At 57.9% G+C, this 17884-nt stretch carries 16 protein-coding genes; 12 read left to right on the top strand and 4 right to left on the bottom strand.

Translation table 11 applies throughout. The annotated features are described in order from the left end of the window. Positions 1 to 12: 12 nt before the first annotated feature. Positions 13 to 555, bottom strand: a complete 543-nt coding sequence (locus DXB53_RS05190) for a DUF4342 domain-containing protein (RefSeq protein ID WP_117583603.1) — start codon at positions 553 to 555, stop codon at positions 13 to 15. A 490-nt stretch (positions 556 to 1045) separates the two neighbouring features. Between DXB53_RS05190 and DXB53_RS05185 the strand changes: the two genes are divergently transcribed. The 3 genes from DXB53_RS05185 (at position 1046) to DXB53_RS05175 (ending at position 3801) form a co-directional block, all read left to right on the top strand. Further along, positions 1046 to 1696: a type IV toxin-antitoxin system AbiEi family antitoxin domain-containing protein gene (locus DXB53_RS05185; RefSeq protein ID WP_369831574.1), complete on the top strand. Its 651-nt coding sequence runs from the start codon at positions 1046 to 1048 to the stop codon at positions 1694 to 1696. Between the two features lie 270 nt (positions 1697 to 1966). Continuing rightward, complete coding sequence (locus DXB53_RS05180; RefSeq protein WP_117583602.1) at positions 1967 to 2752, top strand: HNH endonuclease; 786 nt, start codon at positions 1967 to 1969, stop codon at positions 2750 to 2752. A 101-nt stretch (positions 2753 to 2853) separates the two neighbouring features. Continuing rightward, positions 2854 to 3801, top strand: a complete 948-nt coding sequence (locus DXB53_RS05175) for a restriction endonuclease (protein ID WP_117583601.1) — start codon at positions 2854 to 2856, stop codon at positions 3799 to 3801. Here DXB53_RS05175 and DXB53_RS05170 read toward each other — a convergent pair. Further along, the gene (locus DXB53_RS05170; RefSeq protein ID WP_117583600.1) at positions 3798 to 4691 is read right to left on the bottom strand and encodes a DNA cytosine methyltransferase; all 894 of its coding nucleotides are present in this window, start codon (positions 4689 to 4691) and stop codon (positions 3798 to 3800) included. The genes DXB53_RS05175 and DXB53_RS05170 overlap by 4 nt on opposite strands. A gap of 527 nt (positions 4692 to 5218) precedes the next feature. Here DXB53_RS05170 and DXB53_RS05160 point away from each other — a divergent pair. The 4 genes from DXB53_RS05160 to DXB53_RS05145 all read left to right on the top strand — a co-directional run bounded on the left by DXB53_RS05160 (position 5219) and on the right by DXB53_RS05145 (position 8441). After that, positions 5219 to 6514: an ATP-binding protein gene (locus DXB53_RS05160; RefSeq protein WP_233503814.1), complete on the top strand. Its 1296-nt coding sequence runs from the start codon at positions 5219 to 5221 to the stop codon at positions 6512 to 6514. Positions 6515 to 6800: 286 nt separating this feature from the next. Further along, positions 6801 to 7040, top strand: a complete 240-nt coding sequence (locus tag DXB53_RS05155) for a hypothetical protein (protein WP_117583597.1) — start codon at positions 6801 to 6803, stop codon at positions 7038 to 7040. Between the two features lie 40 nt (positions 7041 to 7080). Further along, the gene (locus DXB53_RS05150) at positions 7081 to 7719 is read left to right on the top strand and encodes a metallophosphoesterase (RefSeq protein ID WP_117583596.1); all 639 of its coding nucleotides are present in this window, start codon (positions 7081 to 7083) and stop codon (positions 7717 to 7719) included. Further along, a complete protein-coding gene (locus DXB53_RS05145; RefSeq protein ID WP_117583595.1) occupies positions 7716 to 8441 on the top strand; it encodes a metallophosphoesterase in 726 nt (241 codons plus the stop codon). The genes DXB53_RS05150 and DXB53_RS05145 overlap by 4 nt, the downstream gene beginning before the upstream one ends. A 15-nt stretch (positions 8442 to 8456) precedes the next feature. Here DXB53_RS05145 and gluQRS read toward each other — a convergent pair whose 3' ends face one another. Beyond that, a complete protein-coding gene (gluQRS, locus tag DXB53_RS05140; protein ID WP_255413546.1) occupies positions 8457 to 9467 on the bottom strand; it encodes a tRNA glutamyl-Q(34) synthetase GluQRS in 1011 nt (336 codons plus the stop codon). A gap of 513 nt (positions 9468 to 9980) precedes the next feature. On the opposite strand from gluQRS, the gene DXB53_RS09930 reads away from it, so the two are divergent. Then, entirely contained in the window at positions 9981 to 11927 is a 1947-nt protein-coding gene (locus DXB53_RS09930; RefSeq protein ID WP_158556495.1) for a DUF2207 domain-containing protein, read from the top strand. A gap of 411 nt (positions 11928 to 12338) precedes the next feature. On the opposite strand, the gene DXB53_RS05130 is transcribed toward DXB53_RS09930, so the two are convergent. Continuing rightward, on the bottom strand, positions 12339 to 12980 hold the full coding sequence (locus DXB53_RS05130; RefSeq protein WP_117583594.1) for a GNAT family N-acetyltransferase: 642 nt from the start codon (positions 12978 to 12980) through the stop codon (positions 12339 to 12341). Positions 12981 to 13257: 277 nt separating this feature from the next. On the opposite strand from DXB53_RS05130, the gene purH reads away from it, so the two are divergent. From purH to DXB53_RS05110, 4 genes are all read left to right on the top strand, one after another. Beyond that, the gene (purH, locus tag DXB53_RS05125; RefSeq protein WP_117583593.1) at positions 13258 to 14865 is read left to right on the top strand and encodes a bifunctional phosphoribosylaminoimidazolecarboxamide formyltransferase/IMP cyclohydrolase; all 1608 of its coding nucleotides are present in this window, start codon (positions 13258 to 13260) and stop codon (positions 14863 to 14865) included. Between the two features lie 250 nt (positions 14866 to 15115). Beyond that, positions 15116 to 15847: a hypothetical protein gene (locus DXB53_RS05120; protein ID WP_117583592.1), complete on the top strand. Its 732-nt coding sequence runs from the start codon at positions 15116 to 15118 to the stop codon at positions 15845 to 15847. A 177-nt stretch (positions 15848 to 16024) separates the two neighbouring features. Beyond that, positions 16025 to 16696 carry a response regulator transcription factor gene (locus DXB53_RS05115; RefSeq protein WP_117583591.1) on the top strand — a complete coding sequence of 224 codons (672 nt, stop codon included), beginning with the start codon at positions 16025 to 16027 and terminating at the stop codon, positions 16694 to 16696. A 9-nt stretch (positions 16697 to 16705) separates the two neighbouring features. Further along, entirely contained in the window at positions 16706 to 17749 is a 1044-nt protein-coding gene (locus tag DXB53_RS05110; protein WP_117564916.1) for a sensor histidine kinase, read from the top strand. Positions 17750 to 17884 lie beyond the last annotated feature (135 nt).

Here is a 17884-nt window from a genome sequence, read left to right as displayed (position 1 = left end):
CCCCGTCTGCGATTACTTGTCGTCGTTGAGATTTTGCTTGATGTCGTCCGCGGCGTTAGCAGCGCTATCCATAAGGTTGTTGATGCTGCCGGGCACGTCGCCGTCGCTGTCGATGCGGTAGCGCATGCCAAAGAACAGGCCAATCAGCATCAGCCATATCGTGGCGCCCCAGGCAAACAGCGCGACGATGGGGATCAGGATGGGGATGTTGAGGATGATCGCATCGCGGCGCGTGGCGATAAACTTGGTGTCCAGACTCAGGCGGAAGAGCTTTTTGAGGTACTCCCACACGCTGTCCATCTTCTTGGAGAAGTCGGTCTTTTCGCTCGACTTTTCGTAAGCGACCTGCGCGGCGACCATCTCGGCAGAGGGCTCATCGACTGGCGCGGACTCGGTGGCGGCATGCGCCGACGTGGTCTGGGTCTTGCCCTGCGACTCGAGCCAAATGATGGCATCCAAAACGTTGCCGTCGGCAGCGTCGAGCGCGGCCTTGGCATCGGTGTAGCTCACGTTGCACTTGGTGCGGATAGTTTCAACTTTTTCGAGGTCGTCCATGACCTTTCCTTTCGTTCGATGGGCGCGACGCCGGGCGATTTGCCCGGGCGCGAGCGTTGCGTTCGGCGGCCTGCGTCGCGCGGCGCCGCCCCGCCCTTGGTCGAACTCTATAGTGCAGGTTATAGATTAAGCGATTCTTGAGCCAAGATTAATGTTGGATGAGTTTTTGGGTGGCAGTGGGGAAGGGAGAGGTGTTCTTCTGGGTGGCTAGCAGCGAGGTCTAATACTTTTCCGAGAAGTGAACGAGCTAAATCGGACCCCCGAAGCATAGACACTTTAAGGGCATCGTTTCCTGCGGTTTCGATACTGGAATCCTGCGATTTTGCCGACGAAAAATGCGGATGCTTCAGGGGTCCTAAAACAGACGTTCACTTCGCGGAAAAGTATTAGACCTCGATAGCGGGGGATGGGGTACCGGTGCAAAACGGCGTCAGACATAGGATAAACAAAGCGCTTCGATCATAAGGAATTAAAATCACGTTGCAAAAGTATGAAAATATCCTGCAATTGCAACATGAAGTACTTTAGCAACATAACGGCGATAAGAGAGCTTTCCGAGAGGGAGGGCGTGTTCACCACAGCTCAACAAGCGGCTCGCATGGACATCTCTCGAGATGCGCTGGCACACTCATGCCGTGCGGGGCGTCTTGAACGGATATGCCACGGCGCCTACCGGATGTTGGGCACACAGTGCCGAGATACCGACGAGCTCAACGCTTTTTGGAAGCTCACCAATCCCTCCCTTTGCGCGTGGGAGAGAAAACGCCAGTGGGATGGCATCGCCGTGAGCGGTACGACGGCGGCGAACCTGCAGCAAATGGGCGATTTCTATCTGTCCCCCTACAGGATGACCGCGCCCACGCGTATCAATACAAGAAACGAATCCCTTTCTTTTGTAAAGCGCGAGATCGCTGAGCAGGACATCGTTTGGCTCGACGGCCTGCCGGTAACCAAGCCCGAGCGCACGCTTGTTGATCTTTGCCTCGATTGCGAGGACCCCTCATTAATTATTAATGCCTATCACGACGCGCTTGGACGCGGGCTCGATACGCAGCGGCTGAAAGATCTCGTAAAGGAGAACTCTAAAACCGCCAAAAGACGCGAGCTCATGAGGCCTTTGCTGATGGTGCTAAACGGGTAATGCGAAACGGAGGACATGGTGAAGTACAAGACGCCTGCCGCATTGGAGATGGCTGTTAGGAATGCCGCAAGACAGTTTTAAATGAGCGCTGAAACGTAAAAACATGCTGTGATTGTCATGTCCGCGCCGGCGAAATTAGCGTTACATAATTTGAGTCCCGTGCTGTGACGGGATGTTGCAAAGGCGAATTGATAATGGGCGCTTTGACTACGATAGGAACCATCGACTTGGATTATCCTGGTTTTATCGAGCGAACAACGTGCGAGTGAGATGATTGGTGTGGCGGAGCGAAGAAAAAACTGGTCGAGGGAAGAAACCCTTGCGGCGCTGTTTTTATATCTCGCCCTGCCTGCAAGGCTTATCGATGACAAAGGCGAAGATATACAGACGCTGGCACATGCCATCGGCAGAACGCCGGCGGCGGTTTCCTTAAAGATATGGAACCTCGCCTCGTTAGACGACCGGCGTCGAGCACGCGGCAAGGTGGGCATGGTTAATGCCAGCAAGATGGATAGATTGGTTTGGGCAGAGTATTCATCGAGCGGCGATAGGTTGGTCGAGGAAGCGGCGGGCGCATTTTTTGACCAGCTTAACTCTGATAATTCGATGAGCAGAGAGCTGAAAGAGGCAATTGGCATCGATTTGCCTGAGGGGCAAGAGCGTGAGGCAATAATCTCAGCGCGTGTTAACCAACAGTTCTTTCGTAATACGCTGCTCGTTAATTATCGCTCGCGGTGTTGTTTAACGGGCCTATCGAACCCGACGTTACTGGTTGCAAGTCATATCAAGCCCTGGAACGTGGCTGATCCCCGGACCGAGCGCCTGGCGCCAGATAACGGATTGCTGTTGAACGCGCTGCACGATAAGGCATTTGACCAGGGACTTATTACCATAACGAAGGATTTCAAGATTGTGGTGTCGAGTGTGGTTGGACATGGGGCTGCCGAGGACGAGTTCTTGTGGCGTTATAGCGGCGAGCGAATTACATTGCCTAAACAATCGAGCCCAAGACCAGATTTTATTGAATACCACAACGATATGGTGTTTAAGGGGTAAATTAGAATTGAATTGCAGCTATACCATTAATGGTGTGACTGTGTACCGCTTGGCTGAAAGCATCCTTTATCCAGCTACCTAGCATTACGATTGGATGGGAAATGAGTACGAGAGTTGCAGAGTATTATGGTCAAAGAACAGACGCTTTGACGCCCATTCACCCCATAGATATTCCATATGCCGGATGGAGCCCGGAAGAGCCGGTTCCGCACTGCCCCTTCTCCGGCGGTAATACGTGCAAGAAGCTTAAAGCAAAAAACGAGCCGGTCTGTTCGGTAAGGGATCAGGACGGAGTGCTTTGGATATCGTGTTCGGAGAGATTGTGCTCCACCAAAAAAGATCTCCCGCTTTGTTCGCATCAAAAGAAAATACTAACCATGGCTGCGCAGCATATATTTGATGGGGGCATTGACCCGTCTGACATCTGCGTCAAACGAGAAGAGTCCCTTCGAGTGAGTAAGGGCAGTGCATATCATGCTGATTTTATAATTACCACGCGCAGCGGGGAGTCGTCGACATCTGGCCCTAATCGACTTGTTCTTGAAATGCAAGGCGGTGGAGAAACATCGGATACCGGCAAAATTACTCAGCGTGTTCGCAAATGGAAAAACATGACTGAAAACGAGAGGACGAATGAGCAGCTGCGTGCCGAAACTACTGCAAATACTTTGGTCACCAATGCTTGGAGAAGACAACAAGAGCAATTTCTAATCAAGGGCAATATCGCCATGAAGACATGGAAAGGCCTTGGGATTGCGTTTTGTGTGGGCACGCTGCTCTATGACTATCTTATGGAGCGACTAGAGTCAGTGAATCTGCCTGATTTGAAGGATTACAACTGGACGTTGGCTCTTCTCGCCTTTAAAGAGGATAAGAGCCGCTCTGTTGAGGACGGCCCCATTCCATTGACAATCGATGAAGACCGGACGCTGTATACGAACTACCAGACGTTTGTTCAAGCACTAATCAACCAAGGACAACCGACTCTGGAGGCATTTCAGGGGCAATTCTGCAGTCTTGAAAATGAAAGGATTGACATTCCGTTCTAGCTGTTCTGAGCCTTATCGACCTCGACGATACGGCGCGCAATCCATTCTATAACGGGCACGCAGACAGCGTTTCCTAGAGCTGTCCATCTACGAGAGTCCAGTCGTCCGGAAATCCCTGGAGTCTCTCGTACTCTAAAGGAAGCATGCGTCTGACAAATAGCGTCGGAGCTTCCTCTTGAATCGCAAGTGTAAGTTTCTCCGTCGTTTCTATATCCTTTTGCTTGCGGGCCCGCTGAAGGTTTTCTGCCAATCCCGGCGTGTTGGATAGAGTAGTAATCTGAGACTCGATGCTCTTTTTCAAGTCCTGGGGCATAGGCGTGGTCCGTGCTTCTGCGCGATTTAGAAGAGATTCGAGCTGCTCCTTGTCCAAAAAGTACCTCAGCGGAGCCGAAGTTTCCAAGACTTCCGACAATATAGACGCGGCGACGTCGTTGGGGTGTTCCAAAGTATTTTGCGTCCAGTACTCGCCATGATACGCAATACCCGAGCTCATCCAATTTGGTGAGCAGGGCTCTGAAATCTTCTCCGTTGTTTGAGTTGAGGAGTCCGGGAACGTTTTCGATAAAAATCCATCGAGGCTTTGCGGCAGCGACGAGTTCTGCGAACTTAAAGAAGAGTCCGCTTCGCGATCCGGCAAGACCGAGGCGTTTTCCTTGGTTGGCAAGCGAAAGGTCTTGGCAGGGGAATCCTCCGAAATAGACTTCTGCTTGGGGGATGCTTTCGGGTTGGACTTCATTGATATCTCCTGCTAGCTGGACATCCGGCCAGTGCTTTTGTAGCACTGCCCGCGAAAAATTATTGATTTCGCTTTGGAAGACGATTTCAACGCCGGCACGCTCGAAGCCGAGGTCAATACCGCCGATTCCGCTGAAGAAAGAGGCTGCCTTCACTTTGACTCCCTTCGAACGTGCGTGACAAAAATGCAAAGATTCATTCTATTGGATTTGTCTCAATGCGGCCAGCTCTTATAAAAGAATCCATTTGTCAAGACGATACACATGGGGGACATCGAACTGCGTCGCGTCGTCATTTCTTGCTGCAGTATTTTGAGGCAGGTGCCTGGCGGGGTATTTGACGTCTATGGCGGTCGAGGCGCCAACACGATAGGTGGGAGGTAATTAACTTGCGGGCTTTACATCGGACGTATGGTTGCGTTTGTTGGCTCGGGGACATCTACCTAGATTTGTTGCATTCAAGAGGGGCGAGGTGGCATGGGGATGCTAATGGGGCAGAGGCTCTGTAAAGAGTTGGCATTGGTTGTTGCCACGTGGCCTGCTGCTTTGCATGGCCTCGCCAGAATCCGACCGCAAATGACTCCGAGGAGATTTTGCAAGTTCTTGTCGCTACGTAAGAAAAACTTGCAAAACTCGCAAGTTCTTGTCATGCTGTGAGAAAAACTTGCAGATTGGGGCGGGCGATGGATAAACGGATGGTTCCTAGAAATCGATATCTCGAAAAGTTGATCGCCTTTCGTGATGCGGATGTCATCAAGGTCGTAACGGGTATGCGCCGTTGTGGCAAATCGACGCTTCTGGACATGATGCGCAAACATCTGGAGGATAACGGCGTTCCATCCGAATGTCTTTTGACCTTTAAGATGGAGTCGTTTGAGCTGGAGGGCGTGCGTGATTGGCGAGAGCTTTACCGCCACGTCGACGGCCTAATGCCTGCGGGCAAGAGGTGCTATCTCTTCTTCGACGAGCTTCAGGAGGTTGCCGGATGGGAGAAGGCGATTAACGCACTTCGTGTCGACCGGGACTGCGATATATATGTTACTGGTTCGAATGCTTTTCTCCTGTCGTCTGAGATTGCGACCTTAATCTCGGGCAGGTATGTCGAGATTCGGATGCATCCGCTCGCTTTTTCGGAATATGTCAACTTTCTTGGTCCGACTGACGTCACGAATAGGCTTGCTGTTTTTGGCCGGGAGGACATCGTTGCGCTCGACGATCTTCTCGACCGTTATTTAATGTTTGGAGGTCTGCCGTTCCTTGCCGCCTCAAAGCTGCCGGAACAGGAAATGAAGGACTACATCTGGAGCACGTACCAGACAATCGTCGGGCGCGACATTTTGGCTCGCGAAGCCCGTCGGGGCAGGAGATCGGTGACAAGCAAGGGCGTGCTCGACCGCGTTACATCCTACTTAGCCGATAACATTTCAAACCCGACATCAATTAATAAGATCGTTGGAACGCTGGCGGAGAACGGGCTGAAATCCTCGCATGGCGTTGTGGACACTTGTGTATCCGCCCTTGAGGAGACCTATATCTTTTCGCATGCGCGCCGATTTGATATTAAGGGTCGGGACATTTTGAAGACCGGTGGCAAGTTCTACATTGAGGATCTGGGGCTTCGAGCTTTCTTGGATGGGTATCGCGGCAGCGACAGTGGGCGTGTTCTCGAAAATGCCGTTTACAATCGCCTTGTCTATGACGGATACCGAGTCTTCACAGGTCATCTTCGAGATGCTGAAATCGACTTTGTTGCAATCGGCGACGGCTCGGATCGTAAGTTTATTCAGGTCACGGAGTCGATTGACGAGGAGGCGACGCGTAAGCGCGAGCTGCGTCCATTTGAGCTCAGGTCGCTCGAGAAGATTACCGGCGGTTACGAGAAGATCATCGTCGTTCGCCGGGGAAGTCATCCGACCGATATTGACGGCATCAAAATCGTTTCAGCAGTCGATTTCTTAATGGGTGGGCTTGGGGCTTAGGGCGTTTAGAGCGCGTCTGTTTCCTATGCCTAGCGACATTGCCGCAGTTCGTGACGCCGCCGGCTTCTTCCTCTCCGTCGAGCGGCACCAACTCAGCTGATCCGTTGGGGACGAAGGAAAGCGGATCATTTTCGGCGCGCCGCAGGTGATACGAATCCTGCGGCGCGCTGTTATTTGAGCGAGGGCTTTCAGCTGTGTCCGCGTGGCGTGGGACACTTAACCTGCCGTCCTGCTCTGCCGCGACGGCACGTACCTGAACAACGACCCTCTAAGGAGCTCGAAATCGATGAGTGACAACACCAAGCATCTCGCAAAGAAATGCGTCAAGGACGCGGGGCCGTGTCTCACGCTGTGCCTTGCCGGTGCAGCGGTCGCGCTGCTGGCTGTTTTGGGGCCATTTGACGTGCTTCGAAGCGCCAGCTCTCTACACGTTTGCATGGCTCTTGCCGGCGCCATGATGACCGGCGGCGTGCTCGATCTAGCTTTTTGGGTGTTTGACCCGTTTGGATGGAAGAACGAAGGGTAAGCCCTAAGGGATGGATGCCCCGCAGCGTTAGGAGGTCCCCGTGATCTGGTTTACCAGCGATACACACTTTGGACACGAGAACATGCTGCGTCTCGCCGACAGGCCTTGGTCGAATGTTGCGCAGATGAACGACGCCATGGTCGCGAGCATTAATAGCAAAGTCGCTGCGGACGACGAGCTTTACATTTTGGGCGACTTCAGCTTTAAGATGGCGGTCCAAGAGGCCTACGAGTTGCGTAAAAGCATCGTATGTAAGCACGTCCACCTGCTACCCGGCAACCACGACAAAGACTGGACGCAGCCTGCCGTAGCGGATGCTTTTATCGTCGAGCCGCCCATTTGCGTGCTCAAAATCGATCGGCAGAAAATCGTGCTGAGCCACTATCCCATGGTCGACTGGCAGGGCATGTCGCACGGCAGCTGGCATCTGCACGGGCATATCCATAGCTGCGGCGGCGCGTATAACAAGTTCAACCTTCGGCAGGGGCTGCTGCGCTATGACGTGGGCGTGGACGCCAACGGTTACGCCCCGGTAAGTTTGGATGAGCTCAAGTTATGGTTTGCGCAGGTAGACGAGCTGGTGCAGTGCGTTAAGTGGCCGTGGTGGGTCAACGTTACGGACGATGAACAGGTCGAGCGCGATCTCGAAGCCTATAAGAGGGAAGTGGTGATCCGATGACGGTCTATGTGACGGGCGATATTCACGGCGGCCTTGACATGCAAAAGCTGCGCGACTGGGAGCTTGGGGATAGCCTGACGAGTGACGACTATCTGATTGTCGCGGGCGACTTTGGCTTTCCCTGGGATTTTTCTGCCGAGGAGTGCGCCGATATCGCCTGGCTGGAGTCGCGCCCCTATACCGTGCTGTTCGTCGACGGCAACCACGAACGCTACGACCATTGGGCGGAGCGCCCCATGGAGCTGTGGCATGGTGGGTTGACGCAGCGTCTGTCGGACACCTCGCCCATACGGCGCCTGACGCGCGGCGAGGTTTTTGAGCTCGACGGCTCAACGGTCTTTACCATGGGCGGCGCCACGAGCGTGGACAAGGAATACTACATTCCGTATTCCAGCTGGTGGCCGCAGGAGCTGCCGGACGAGCGCAACTTTGAGGAGGCACGGACAAAGCTCGACGGCGTGGGCTGGAAGGTCGACTACGTGATCACCCACACCTGCTCCACGCGCATGCTTTCGCCCACGCTCTATCCGGGGCCCGGCTGGAATTGCCCTGCCGTTGATCGGCTTACGGCATTTTTCGATGAGCTGGAAGACCGCTTGGACTACAGGCGCTGGTACTACGGGCATTTTCATCGAGATGCCAACCCGGCCGAGCGTCATACCGTGCTCTACGACTGCATCGTTCGCTTGGGCGACGAACTCCAGCCCTGGGATGTTGCGTAGGGGTGGGGTGCCTGATTACTCAGCCGTTACGGTGATGTTCTCCCGGTGTGCGCGGATAACATCCCAGCTAAAGTGCTCGACCAGCCGCTCGGCAGAGCGCGGCGTGGTGTCCGGCGCGATGCCCGTTTGCCCGGCGAGCCAGCCCAGCAGTGCCTCGGGTGTGCCAAAGCGGGCGCGGAGCTCTCCCAGGTCCAGATCGCGATCGCGCTTGGAAAGGCGGCGGCCGTCCGGTGACATGAGCAGCGGAATGTGCGCGTAGCGCGGCATGGGCAGCCCCAGCAGATGCTGCAGATAGATCTGGCGCGGCGTGGAACCCAGCAGATCGCATCCGCGCACGACCTCGGTGACGCCCATGGCGGCGTCATCGACCACCACGGCCAGCTGATAGGCAAACACGCCGTCGCTGCGGCGCACCAAAAAGTCGCCGCACTCAGTGGCGAGCGCCTCGCATTGGGCACCATACGTGCGGTCCACGAATTCGATCACGTCGTCTGCGAGATCATCGACGGTGGGCACGCGCAGACGCGTGGCTGGGGCGCGCAGAGCACTGCGGCGGGCGATTTCTTTGGCAGAAAGGTTTCGGCAGGCGCCGCGGTAGATGGGCGTGCCGTCGCTGGCGTGCGGCGCGCTTGCGGCGTGGAGCTCGGCGCGCGTGCAAAAGCAGGGGTAGGTGAGGCCGGCGTCTTGCAGACGGCGCAGGGCGTCCTCGTACAGATCCAGGCGATCGTGCTGGTAGTAGGGGCCTTCGTCCCAGTCGAGCCCCAGCCAGGTCAGATCGTCAATCAGTTGAGCGGCAAGTTCCGGGCGCTTGCAGCGATCGTCCAGGTCCTCGATGCGCAGCACGATGCTGCCGCCCTGGCTGCGGGCCGAAAGCCACGAGCACAGGCAGCTGAACACGTTGCCCAGGTGCATGCGGCCCGAGGGCGACGGGGCGAAACGGCCCACGACGGGTGCGGGGGCGGAGGCGGGTGGCGTCGCTGGCGCGTCCGCGGCGGGTGTTGCTATGTTGCGTGTTTTGATATCCATGCGGACGAGTATAGCGCGGGGCACGATGGGGAGGCGTCACTGTGGCCCGCAAGTTGTCGAGGCCCCGCATTGCGTATGGCGGCCGCAGACTCGGTGCCTTGATTCCTGTCCATCAACTCGGCACCTTAGACGACAGAAACCCCAGCAGCTCTTCGCAACTGCCGGGGTTTCCGCGGAAAAGGGGGACATAATCCTCGAGCGAACGGCAAAGGGGCAAACCGTTTCGCTCAACTGCTTTATGCCCCTCGGTTGGCGGCTCAATCAGCGCGGGCCGCGCCCACACAAAGCCGCTACACCTGTGACGGAGCTGTGAAGTGGTATCTATTGCCGGGGCGGGCTATGCCAAGGGTGCCCCTAATGACTGGTCATTTAAGAACGTTCCCAATGACTAGCTGCCGGGGTGCGGGCGTGACTTTCGTCCCGTTTGATACTCCGCTGGCCTAGATGTTCGTCATGTGCGCCCGTAAACGTGGGACAATGGCGTTACTGGTATCACAGACAAAGGATGTGCCTATGAACACCCTCGCCGCCAAAGTCAGCCGGCAGCGCCGCCTGTTTGCGCGATTCGCTTCCGTCTGCGCGCTCGTTGCGCTTGCGTTGTTGCTGCTGCCTGCCGCCGCGCACGCCGACGGCTACTCCATGACCCAAACCTATATCGGTGCCACGGTCGAGGCCGATGGATCGCTGACCGTTGTCGAGGGACGCCAGTTTGATTTCGACGACGACATCAACGGCGTGTTTTGGGAGATCAATACGGGCACCAACCAGCAGGGCGGCACGGCGGGCGTTGACGTGCTGAGTGTCGAGGAAGAGGACACCGCGTTTAACAAAGTCGATAGCGCGAACAAGGGCGATTCTGGCGTCTACACGGTCGAGCAGACCGGTGACGGCGTAAGGATTAAGGTGTTCAGCCCCCACGAGAGCGGCGACAGCGCGATCTATTACGTGAGCTACACCATGACCGGTGCGGTTATGAACTGGGCCGATACCGCCGAGCTCTACTGGAAGTTCGTGGGCGACGGCTGGTCTGCGGATTCCGATGACGTCGAGATGGAAGTGTGCTTCGCAAATGCCGCTGCCGGGACGGCGGCCGTCAAGGGCGATAACTTCCGCGCATGGGGCCATGGTCCGCTGACGGGCGACGTGTCGCTCGATGAGGACGAGCCCATGGTCACCTACACCATTCCCTGCGTGCACCAGGGCGAATTCGCCGAGGCACGCATCGCCTTCCCCAGCGACTGGGTGCCGCAGCTTGCCGCCTCGGGCGAAGAGCGCATGTCAACGATCCTGAGCGAAGAGAAGGAATGGGCCGACGAAGCTAACGCCCGCCGTGAGCACGCGCGTGCGGTTGCCAGCGCGATTGCCGTGGTGTGTGTTGTCGTGGCGGTTGCCTATACCGGTGTGATCGTGATGCTTAAGCTGCGCAGGCCCAAGCCCAAGCCGCTTTTCCAGGACGAATATTTCCGCGATGTGCCTTCGGCCGACCATCCCGCCGTGCTTTCGGCCCTCATGAGCTGGAACGAGGTGCCCGATCAGGCATATATCGCCACGCTTATGAAGCTTACCGACGACCGCGTGATCAAGCTGGAAGAAGCGACCGAGACCAAGAAGAAGGGTCTGCTCCGTCGCGAAAAAGAGGAGCAGACGTATCGCATCACAGTGACCGACGAGGCCTGGAAGGCTGCCAAGAAGGACGGCATCGATCGCGATGTGCTCAAGGTCTTCTTCGCCGGCGTTAAGCCCGATAAAGACGGCGTCCGTTCACGCACGTTTAGCGAGCTGGAGGAGTATGCCAGCGAGCGTACTGAATCTGTTGGCGACAAGCTCGAGGACTATCAGAGCACGGTTAAGGGCAAGCTGGAGACGCGCGAGCTTATCGCCTCGGACGGCACCATCGCCCTGGTTGCCGGCTTGGTTCTCGGCATCATCATCGTCTTTGGCATTCTGGGCTCTCTGATCTATACCGACTTTGCGGATGCCAATGTCGGCGCCGCTATGATCTCGATCCCCGTCACGATCGTGGGCTTTGTTCTGAGCTGCACCTTCCGTCGCTACACGCCGGAGGGCGCCGAGGTGGCGGCTCGCTGCAAGGCGCTCAAGCATTGGCTCGAGGACTTTACGCGCCTGAAGGAGGCCATTCCCAGCGACCTGATCTTGTGGAACAAACTGCTGGTGATGGGCGTTGCTCTGGGCGTTTCGAAAGAAGTGCTGCGACAGCTGGCCGAAGCCGTGCCTGCGGACCTGCGCAACAGCGACGATTTCTACGACAACTACCCCTGCTACTGGTGGTATTACCATCACTACGGCAACGAGTCCCCACTCGATTCGTTCAACGATGTGTACCACGAGACCATCCGCGAGCTGGCTTCGAGCTCCGACAGCTCGAGCGGCGGCAGCGGCGGCGGCTTCTCTGGCGGCGGTGGTGGCGGCGCCGGCGGAGGCGGCGGCGGAACGTTCTAGTGAGCGCTTGCTTTGGGGTGGATCTTTCTGGGCGGTTGCCAGGGAAGATTCATCCCATTTTTGTGCATCGAAACGGGCCAAACTTTCCGCTGAGGACCTTCGCGCAAGGGGCAGTGGACAAAAAATGCCAAATATGAGTACTGTTGCTGCGCTGGTCACATATGTTTGCACATAATAATGGGCTCCTAATGAGAGTACTTCTCGTTAGGAGCCCATTTCATTGAACATTTGGGGAGCTACGTCAGCTCATGCAGCTGGTCGTCATGCCTACAAGCATCAAAAATGTCCCAAATCGCTGCTACTAAAAAGGTAACAGTACTCATATTTGATGTTTTTTGACCAGGGCTATCTACAAACCCCCTAGGCCACTCATTGGGGACAGACTTAAATGACTAGGTGTGGCTGCCTGGGCTAGGCTGTTAGGTCGAGTTCGTAGAGGAAGCTTTCGCGCGGCATGTCGTGACGGCGCTCTTCGCGGTTGGCGCGGTGCGTGGCCGTGCGCTTAAAGCCGTGCAACTCGTAGAACTTCCACGAGCAGTTGGAGTCGGTGTACAGGTGCGCCCTTGTCGCCCCGCGCGAGGACAGGTACGAGACCCCGGCATCGAGCAAAACCGAGCCAACGCCCAGGCCGTGGACATCGGGATCGACGGCGAGCAGCGTGACTTCGTTGTCGTGCGGCAACGGGCTGCTCTCGAGCAGGCGGTTGTTGGTTCGGATGGTTGCACGCACAAACGAGAGATACTCGGCGCAGGCATCAGGCTCCAGTTCACGCATCTGCGATAGCAGCGCGCGTTCGGTATCCATCCAATGTTCCTTAACGGTGGCGCCGGAGCTCTGTCCCGCACGCGCGAGCGAAATGCCACGCGCCTGACCGTCGATTACGGCAACCTGCGAAAACGTCGATGACGAAAGGCAATAGGCGAGGTCGCACGCGGCCTCGAGGCGGTTGTACTCATCGTTATCCGAATTGTTATGCCAAAGCTGCTGCAGAATCAGCGCGATGGCGTCGAAGTCTTCGGTATCAAACGGTCGGTAGAGAACCCGCGAGACCATGGTGCCTCTTTCTTTTGCGGATGCATATCGAGCACAGTTCTACCACGCCAATGGCATCTAATTATGGTGCCCCTGTGTTCCATGAACTCACCGTGCCCGGTGCCGTGCCCATCCCCTCTGCTCGCAAACTTTTTCTGCACATGCGCCCGTTGCGGGGTGCATCGATGCGCTCGATGCGCTACATTGAATCAGTATTTTCAATGCCGCTGCGCGAGCGCTGCAGATCGACGTATCACCGACTCACAGAGCACGGCGGCGTACCAGACAGGAGGACTGCATGGGATCTGATGTGAAGATCGCGCGCGCGTTGATCTCGGTTACCGATAAGACGGGCGTCGTCGATTTCGCACGGACGCTGGTCGATGACTTTGGCGTCGAGATCATCTCTACGGGCGGCACGGCTCGTGCCATCGAGGACGCGGGCGTTCCCGTAACCCCCATCGAGGAGTTCACGGGCTATCCCGAGATGATGGACGGCCGCGTTAAGACCCTGCACCCCAAGGTTCACGGCGCGCTGCTGGCCCGCCGCGATTCCGAGCAGCACATGCAGGAGGCCGCCCAGCACGGCATTAAGCTGATCGACCTGGTCGTCGTCAACCTGTACGAGTTCGAGAAGACCGTCGCCAACCCCGAGGTCACCTTTGCGGATGCCATCGAGCACATCGACATCGGTGGCCCCTCCATGTTGCGCTCTGCCGCCAAGAACGCCGCGAGCGTTACCGTCATCTCCGACCCGGCCGACTATGATGCCGTCCTGGCCGAGATGCGCGAGACCGGTGGCTGCACCACGCTTGCCACCCGTCGTCGCCTGCAGGTGAAGGTCTACCAGACCACCGCCGCCTACGACACGGCTATCTCCCGTTGGCTTGCCGCCCAGGCAAGCGACGTGGCGGACACCTCTGCCAAGCTCGAGATTTCGCTGGAGAAGGTCGACGACCTGCGCTATGGTGAGAATCCTCAGCAAAAGGCTACGGTCTACCGCTTTGCCGAGGGCTGCGAGAACACCGCGAGCTCTCAGTTCCCGCTTGTGGGCTCCGAGCAGATCCAGGGCAAGCCGCTCAGCTACAACAACTATCTGGACGCCGATGCCGCCTGGAACCTGGTCCGCGAGTTCGACGAGCCGGCCTGCGTGATCCTCAAGCATCAGAACCCCTGCGGTTCCGCCGTTGCCGAGGACATCACGGCCGCCTACGACCGCGCTTTCGCCTGCGATCCCAAGAGCGCCTTCGGCGGCATCATCGCCTGCAACCGCGAGGTTCCCTTTGAGCTGGTTGAGCACTTTGCCGATCAGAACAAGCAGTTCGTCGAGGTCATCATCGCCCCGAGCTATACCGCCGAGGCGCTCGAGCGCATGGCCAAGCGCCCCAACCTGCGCGTGCTGGCTACCGGCGGCGTGGACCACGGTGCCCAAGTGGAGCTGCGCTCCATCGACGGCGGCATGCTGGTGCAGGAAGTCGACCACGTGACCGAGGATCCCGCGACCTTTACGTTTCCCACCGACCGCAAGCCCACCGATGCCGAAATGGCCGAGCTCGAGTTTGCCTGGAAGGTCTGCAAGGGCGTCAAGTCCAACGCCATCCTGGTCTCCAAGGGCAAGGCCGGCATTGGCATGGGCCCCGGTCAGCCCAACCGTGTTGACTCTGCGCTGCTTGCCTGCGAGCGCGCCGAGGACTTCTGCGAGCGCGAGGGCGTGGAGAAGGGCGGCTTTGCCTGCGCAAGCGACGCGTTCTTCCCGTTCCGCGACAACGTCGACGTGCTTGCCGCACACGGCGTGACCTGCATCATCCAGCCCGGCGGCTCCAAGCGCGATGACGAGAGCATCCAGGCCTGCAACGAGCACAATATTGCGATGGTTTTCACGGGTGCGCGCCACTTCCGCCATTAAGTAGGGAGGTGGCGCTGCGGCTTGCCCAACCACCGCACCTTGCCGCTCATTCGTCGCCCGCGTACCCAAGTACGCGTCGCTCCTCTTTCACGGCAATCTGCGGCACCTGGGCAACCCTCGCCGACCTGTTAGGTTGACTGGGGAGGATGGGATGTTATCTCGTCCCTTGGACCGCCTCGCTTCTAAAATTATCTCTGCAAAAGACGGTCGCTCCGTTTGGAGGGCCGTCTTTTTGGTATAAGAGGACGGAATGACTAACACGAAAGGTATGACCATGCCCCAGATTGATGATGCCGAGCTGTTTGGCAATGCCGAGGACCAGCGTGCGTACGAGGACTTTTGCGCCAATCAGGAGGCGGTCGAGAAGTTCACGCTCGACAAGCCCGCGCTTGTCTGCCGTTGGCGCATGTCCAACAAAAAGGTGCCCATGCTCAACCGCCACATTCGCGCGCTATCCGAGCGCCTGGTGCAGGGCGAGCCGCTTACCCATAACATGCTCAGCTGGGCCAAACAGCACGTTGAGTGGTCGCTTGCCGAAGGCGACTACACCGCACGCGACGGCGTGCTCATGCTGGTGATCGACATCAACGGCAACGCCGCCATGACGGTGGGGGAGTACGAGCCGCTCGCCGATACGTCGGCCAAGGCGCTGCGTGCCCGCTCTGCCGAGGCCCGCTCCGAGGCTGACGAAACTGGTGTGGCGCCCGAGCTGCTCGCCGCCGTCAACAACGGCGAGCTCGCCTTTGTGGCGCCGGCGGACGAGTTCCTGTGCGGCACGGCGACGCTCATCGAGCAGCTGGCCCAGACCAAGGGCATCCCGGTCACGCGCGTAGACATTCCCGCGCAGCTCAAGGGCGCGTTGTTCCTGGTGAGCGACGAGCACGGCGTGGTCCCCGCAAGCGAGACGGACGCCGCCGAGGCCGACGCCGCGACGGTCGCCTTCTTCGCCGAAGGCTACGAAAAGCTCCGTGCCCGCTGCTAAATGATTTTTCTGGGACGGGGATTTAATAATCATTTGATCCCCGCGCCCGTTGCGAGCGAGGGGCGAGCCAACGCTTTCGTTCGCGAACAGTTCTGTCACCTTGTTGCCGCGCGAGGCGCGTACTTGCGGCTCCGCAGCCATAATGGTGGCAAGACAACCAAGAAGGGAGCGGAATCCATGGCGCTGATTTATATCGTTGAGGACGACGAGCCCATTCGTCGTGAGCTTATCGACATCCTTGCCCGCGCCGGGTTTGAAATCGAGGCCTGCGAATCGTTCGAGCATGTCTCGCGCGATATTCTCGCCGCCGCGCCCGATCTGGTGCTGCTCGACCTCACGCTTCCCGTCAAGGACGGCCAGCATATCTGCCACGAGGTTCGCCGCGAATCCGAGGTCCCCATCATCGTCCTCACGTCGCGCACGACCGAGATCGACGAGGTCATGGCCATGACGCTCGGCGCGGACGACTTTGTTCCCAAGCCCTATAGCGCGCGCGTGCTCGTGGCGCGCATCAACGCACTGCTGCGTCGCACCGCGGCGTCAGGCGAGCGCAGCACGCTCGTCCACAAGGGGCTGGAGCTCGACCTCGCCCGCTCTATGGTCACCAACACGGCGACCGGCGACAGCACCGAGCTCACCAAAAATGAGCTGCGCATTCTCTCGCTGCTCCTGAGCCGCGCGGGCAAGATCGTCTCGCGCTCGGCCATCATGCAGGACCTGTGGGACTCCGACGCCTTCGTGGACGACAATACGCTCACCGTCAACATCAACCGCCTGCGCACCACGCTCGAAAAAATCGGCATCAAGGGGTATTTGACGACGCATCGCGGCCAAGGCTATTCGGTCTAGGGGCCGGCTATGTCGTTTGGCAAGTTCTTTAAAGATGCACTGCTTCCCGTCGCCGTGTGGACGTGCGGCGTGCTGCTGAGCTGCTTTGTGCTGACGGTCGCCGGCGCACCCGTTTCTATCGTGGTCGTGGCGGTTGGCGTGTCCTTTATCTTCGGTATGCTCGGCATCGTGATCGAGTACGCTCGCCGTCGCCGTTTTCTGCGTCAGTTGGAGCGCGCGGCAGAGGAGCTCGAGAGCCCCGCATGGGTGCAGGAGATGGTGCAATGCCCAACCTATGCCGAGGGCGAGCTCGAGTACGAGGTCCTGTGCCGGGTGGGCAAAGCCGCCTGCGACGAGGTTGCCGAGGGCCGGCGTCAGACCGAAGACTATCGCGACTATATCGAGAGCTGGGTCCACGAGGCCAAGCTGCCCCTGGCGGCGGCTCACCTGATTCTGGAAAACCTCGACGGCGGCGCAGATGACCCAACACGTGTCGATGACCTGGGTCGCGAGTTGGCTCGCGTGGAACGCTATATCGACCAGGCGCTGTACTACGCGCGCTCGGAAGTCGTGGAGCGCGACTACCTGATTCGCCGCTGGGACCTTAAGACCTTGGTGACGGGTGCGATTAAGGCCAACGCGCGCGAGCTCATTGCGGCGCACGTGGCTCCGGTGTGCGAGAACCTCGACTTCGAGGTCTTTACCGACGAAAAATGGCTCGAGTTTATCCTGGGCCAGCTCATTCAGAACAGCATTAAATATGCGCGCGAGGACGGCGCGAAGATCGTGTTTTCGGGCGCGTTACTGGACGAGGGCCTGGCGAGCGAGCGCATCGAGCTCACCGTTGCGGACAACGGCTGCGGCGTGTGTGCGGCAGACCTGCCGCGCGTGTTCGAGAAGGGCTTTACCGGCGACAACGGCCGCACCACCAAGCGCGCAACGGGCATCGGCCTCTACCTGGTGGCGCGCCTATGCTCCAAGATGGGCATCGACGTCACGGCGGCATCCGACTCCGGCGAAGGCTTTGTCGTAACGTTCGCCTTCTCGACGAACAAGTTCCAATACTTTGAGTAGCCGGGCCGTCTTGCGCTGCGGACGGCTATGTTCCCGAACGTGAACTTAGCTAAGGCAACTGGCGTTATGTTCCCGAACGTGAACATAACTATGAGGCTCAAATGGATCTCCCAAAACAAAAACGTGCAGCCCAAA

The organism is Collinsella sp. OM04-5, assembly GCF_003439125.1.
Taxonomy (GTDB): Bacteria; Actinomycetota; Coriobacteriia; order Coriobacteriales; family Coriobacteriaceae; genus Collinsella.
Note: the sequence above shows the minus strand (reverse complement) of the source record. Positions and strands in the feature narration are given on the sequence as shown.

Excerpts from the sequence above, each read along its gene's own strand:
- DXB53_RS05190 (WP_117583603.1), bottom strand. The coding sequence starts at position 555 with ATGGACGACCTCGAAAAAGTTGAAACTATCCGCACCAAGTGCAACGTG.
- DXB53_RS05185 (WP_369831574.1), top strand. The coding sequence starts at position 1,046 with ATGAAAATATCCTGCAATTGCAACATGAAGTACTTTAGCAACATAACG.
- DXB53_RS05180 (WP_117583602.1), top strand. The coding sequence starts at position 1,967 with ATGATTGGTGTGGCGGAGCGAAGAAAAAACTGGTCGAGGGAAGAAACC.
- DXB53_RS05175 (WP_117583601.1), top strand. The coding sequence starts at position 2,854 with ATGAGTACGAGAGTTGCAGAGTATTATGGTCAAAGAACAGACGCTTTG.
- DXB53_RS05160 (WP_233503814.1), top strand. The coding sequence starts at position 5,219 with ATGGATAAACGGATGGTTCCTAGAAATCGATATCTCGAAAAGTTGATC.
- DXB53_RS05155 (WP_117583597.1), top strand. The coding sequence starts at position 6,801 with ATGAGTGACAACACCAAGCATCTCGCAAAGAAATGCGTCAAGGACGCG.
- DXB53_RS05145 (WP_117583595.1), top strand. The coding sequence starts at position 7,716 with ATGACGGTCTATGTGACGGGCGATATTCACGGCGGCCTTGACATGCAA.
- gluQRS (WP_255413546.1), bottom strand. The coding sequence starts at position 9,467 with ATGGATATCAAAACACGCAACATAGCAACACCCGCCGCGGACGCGCCA.
- DXB53_RS09930 (WP_158556495.1), top strand. The coding sequence starts at position 9,981 with ATGAACACCCTCGCCGCCAAAGTCAGCCGGCAGCGCCGCCTGTTTGCG.
- DXB53_RS05130 (WP_117583594.1), bottom strand. The coding sequence starts at position 12,980 with ATGGTCTCGCGGGTTCTCTACCGACCGTTTGATACCGAAGACTTCGAC.
- purH (WP_117583593.1), top strand. The coding sequence starts at position 13,258 with ATGGGATCTGATGTGAAGATCGCGCGCGCGTTGATCTCGGTTACCGAT.
- DXB53_RS05120 (WP_117583592.1), top strand. The coding sequence starts at position 15,116 with ATGACTAACACGAAAGGTATGACCATGCCCCAGATTGATGATGCCGAG.
- DXB53_RS05115 (WP_117583591.1), top strand. The coding sequence starts at position 16,025 with ATGGCGCTGATTTATATCGTTGAGGACGACGAGCCCATTCGTCGTGAG.
- DXB53_RS05110 (WP_117564916.1), top strand. The coding sequence starts at position 16,706 with ATGTCGTTTGGCAAGTTCTTTAAAGATGCACTGCTTCCCGTCGCCGTG.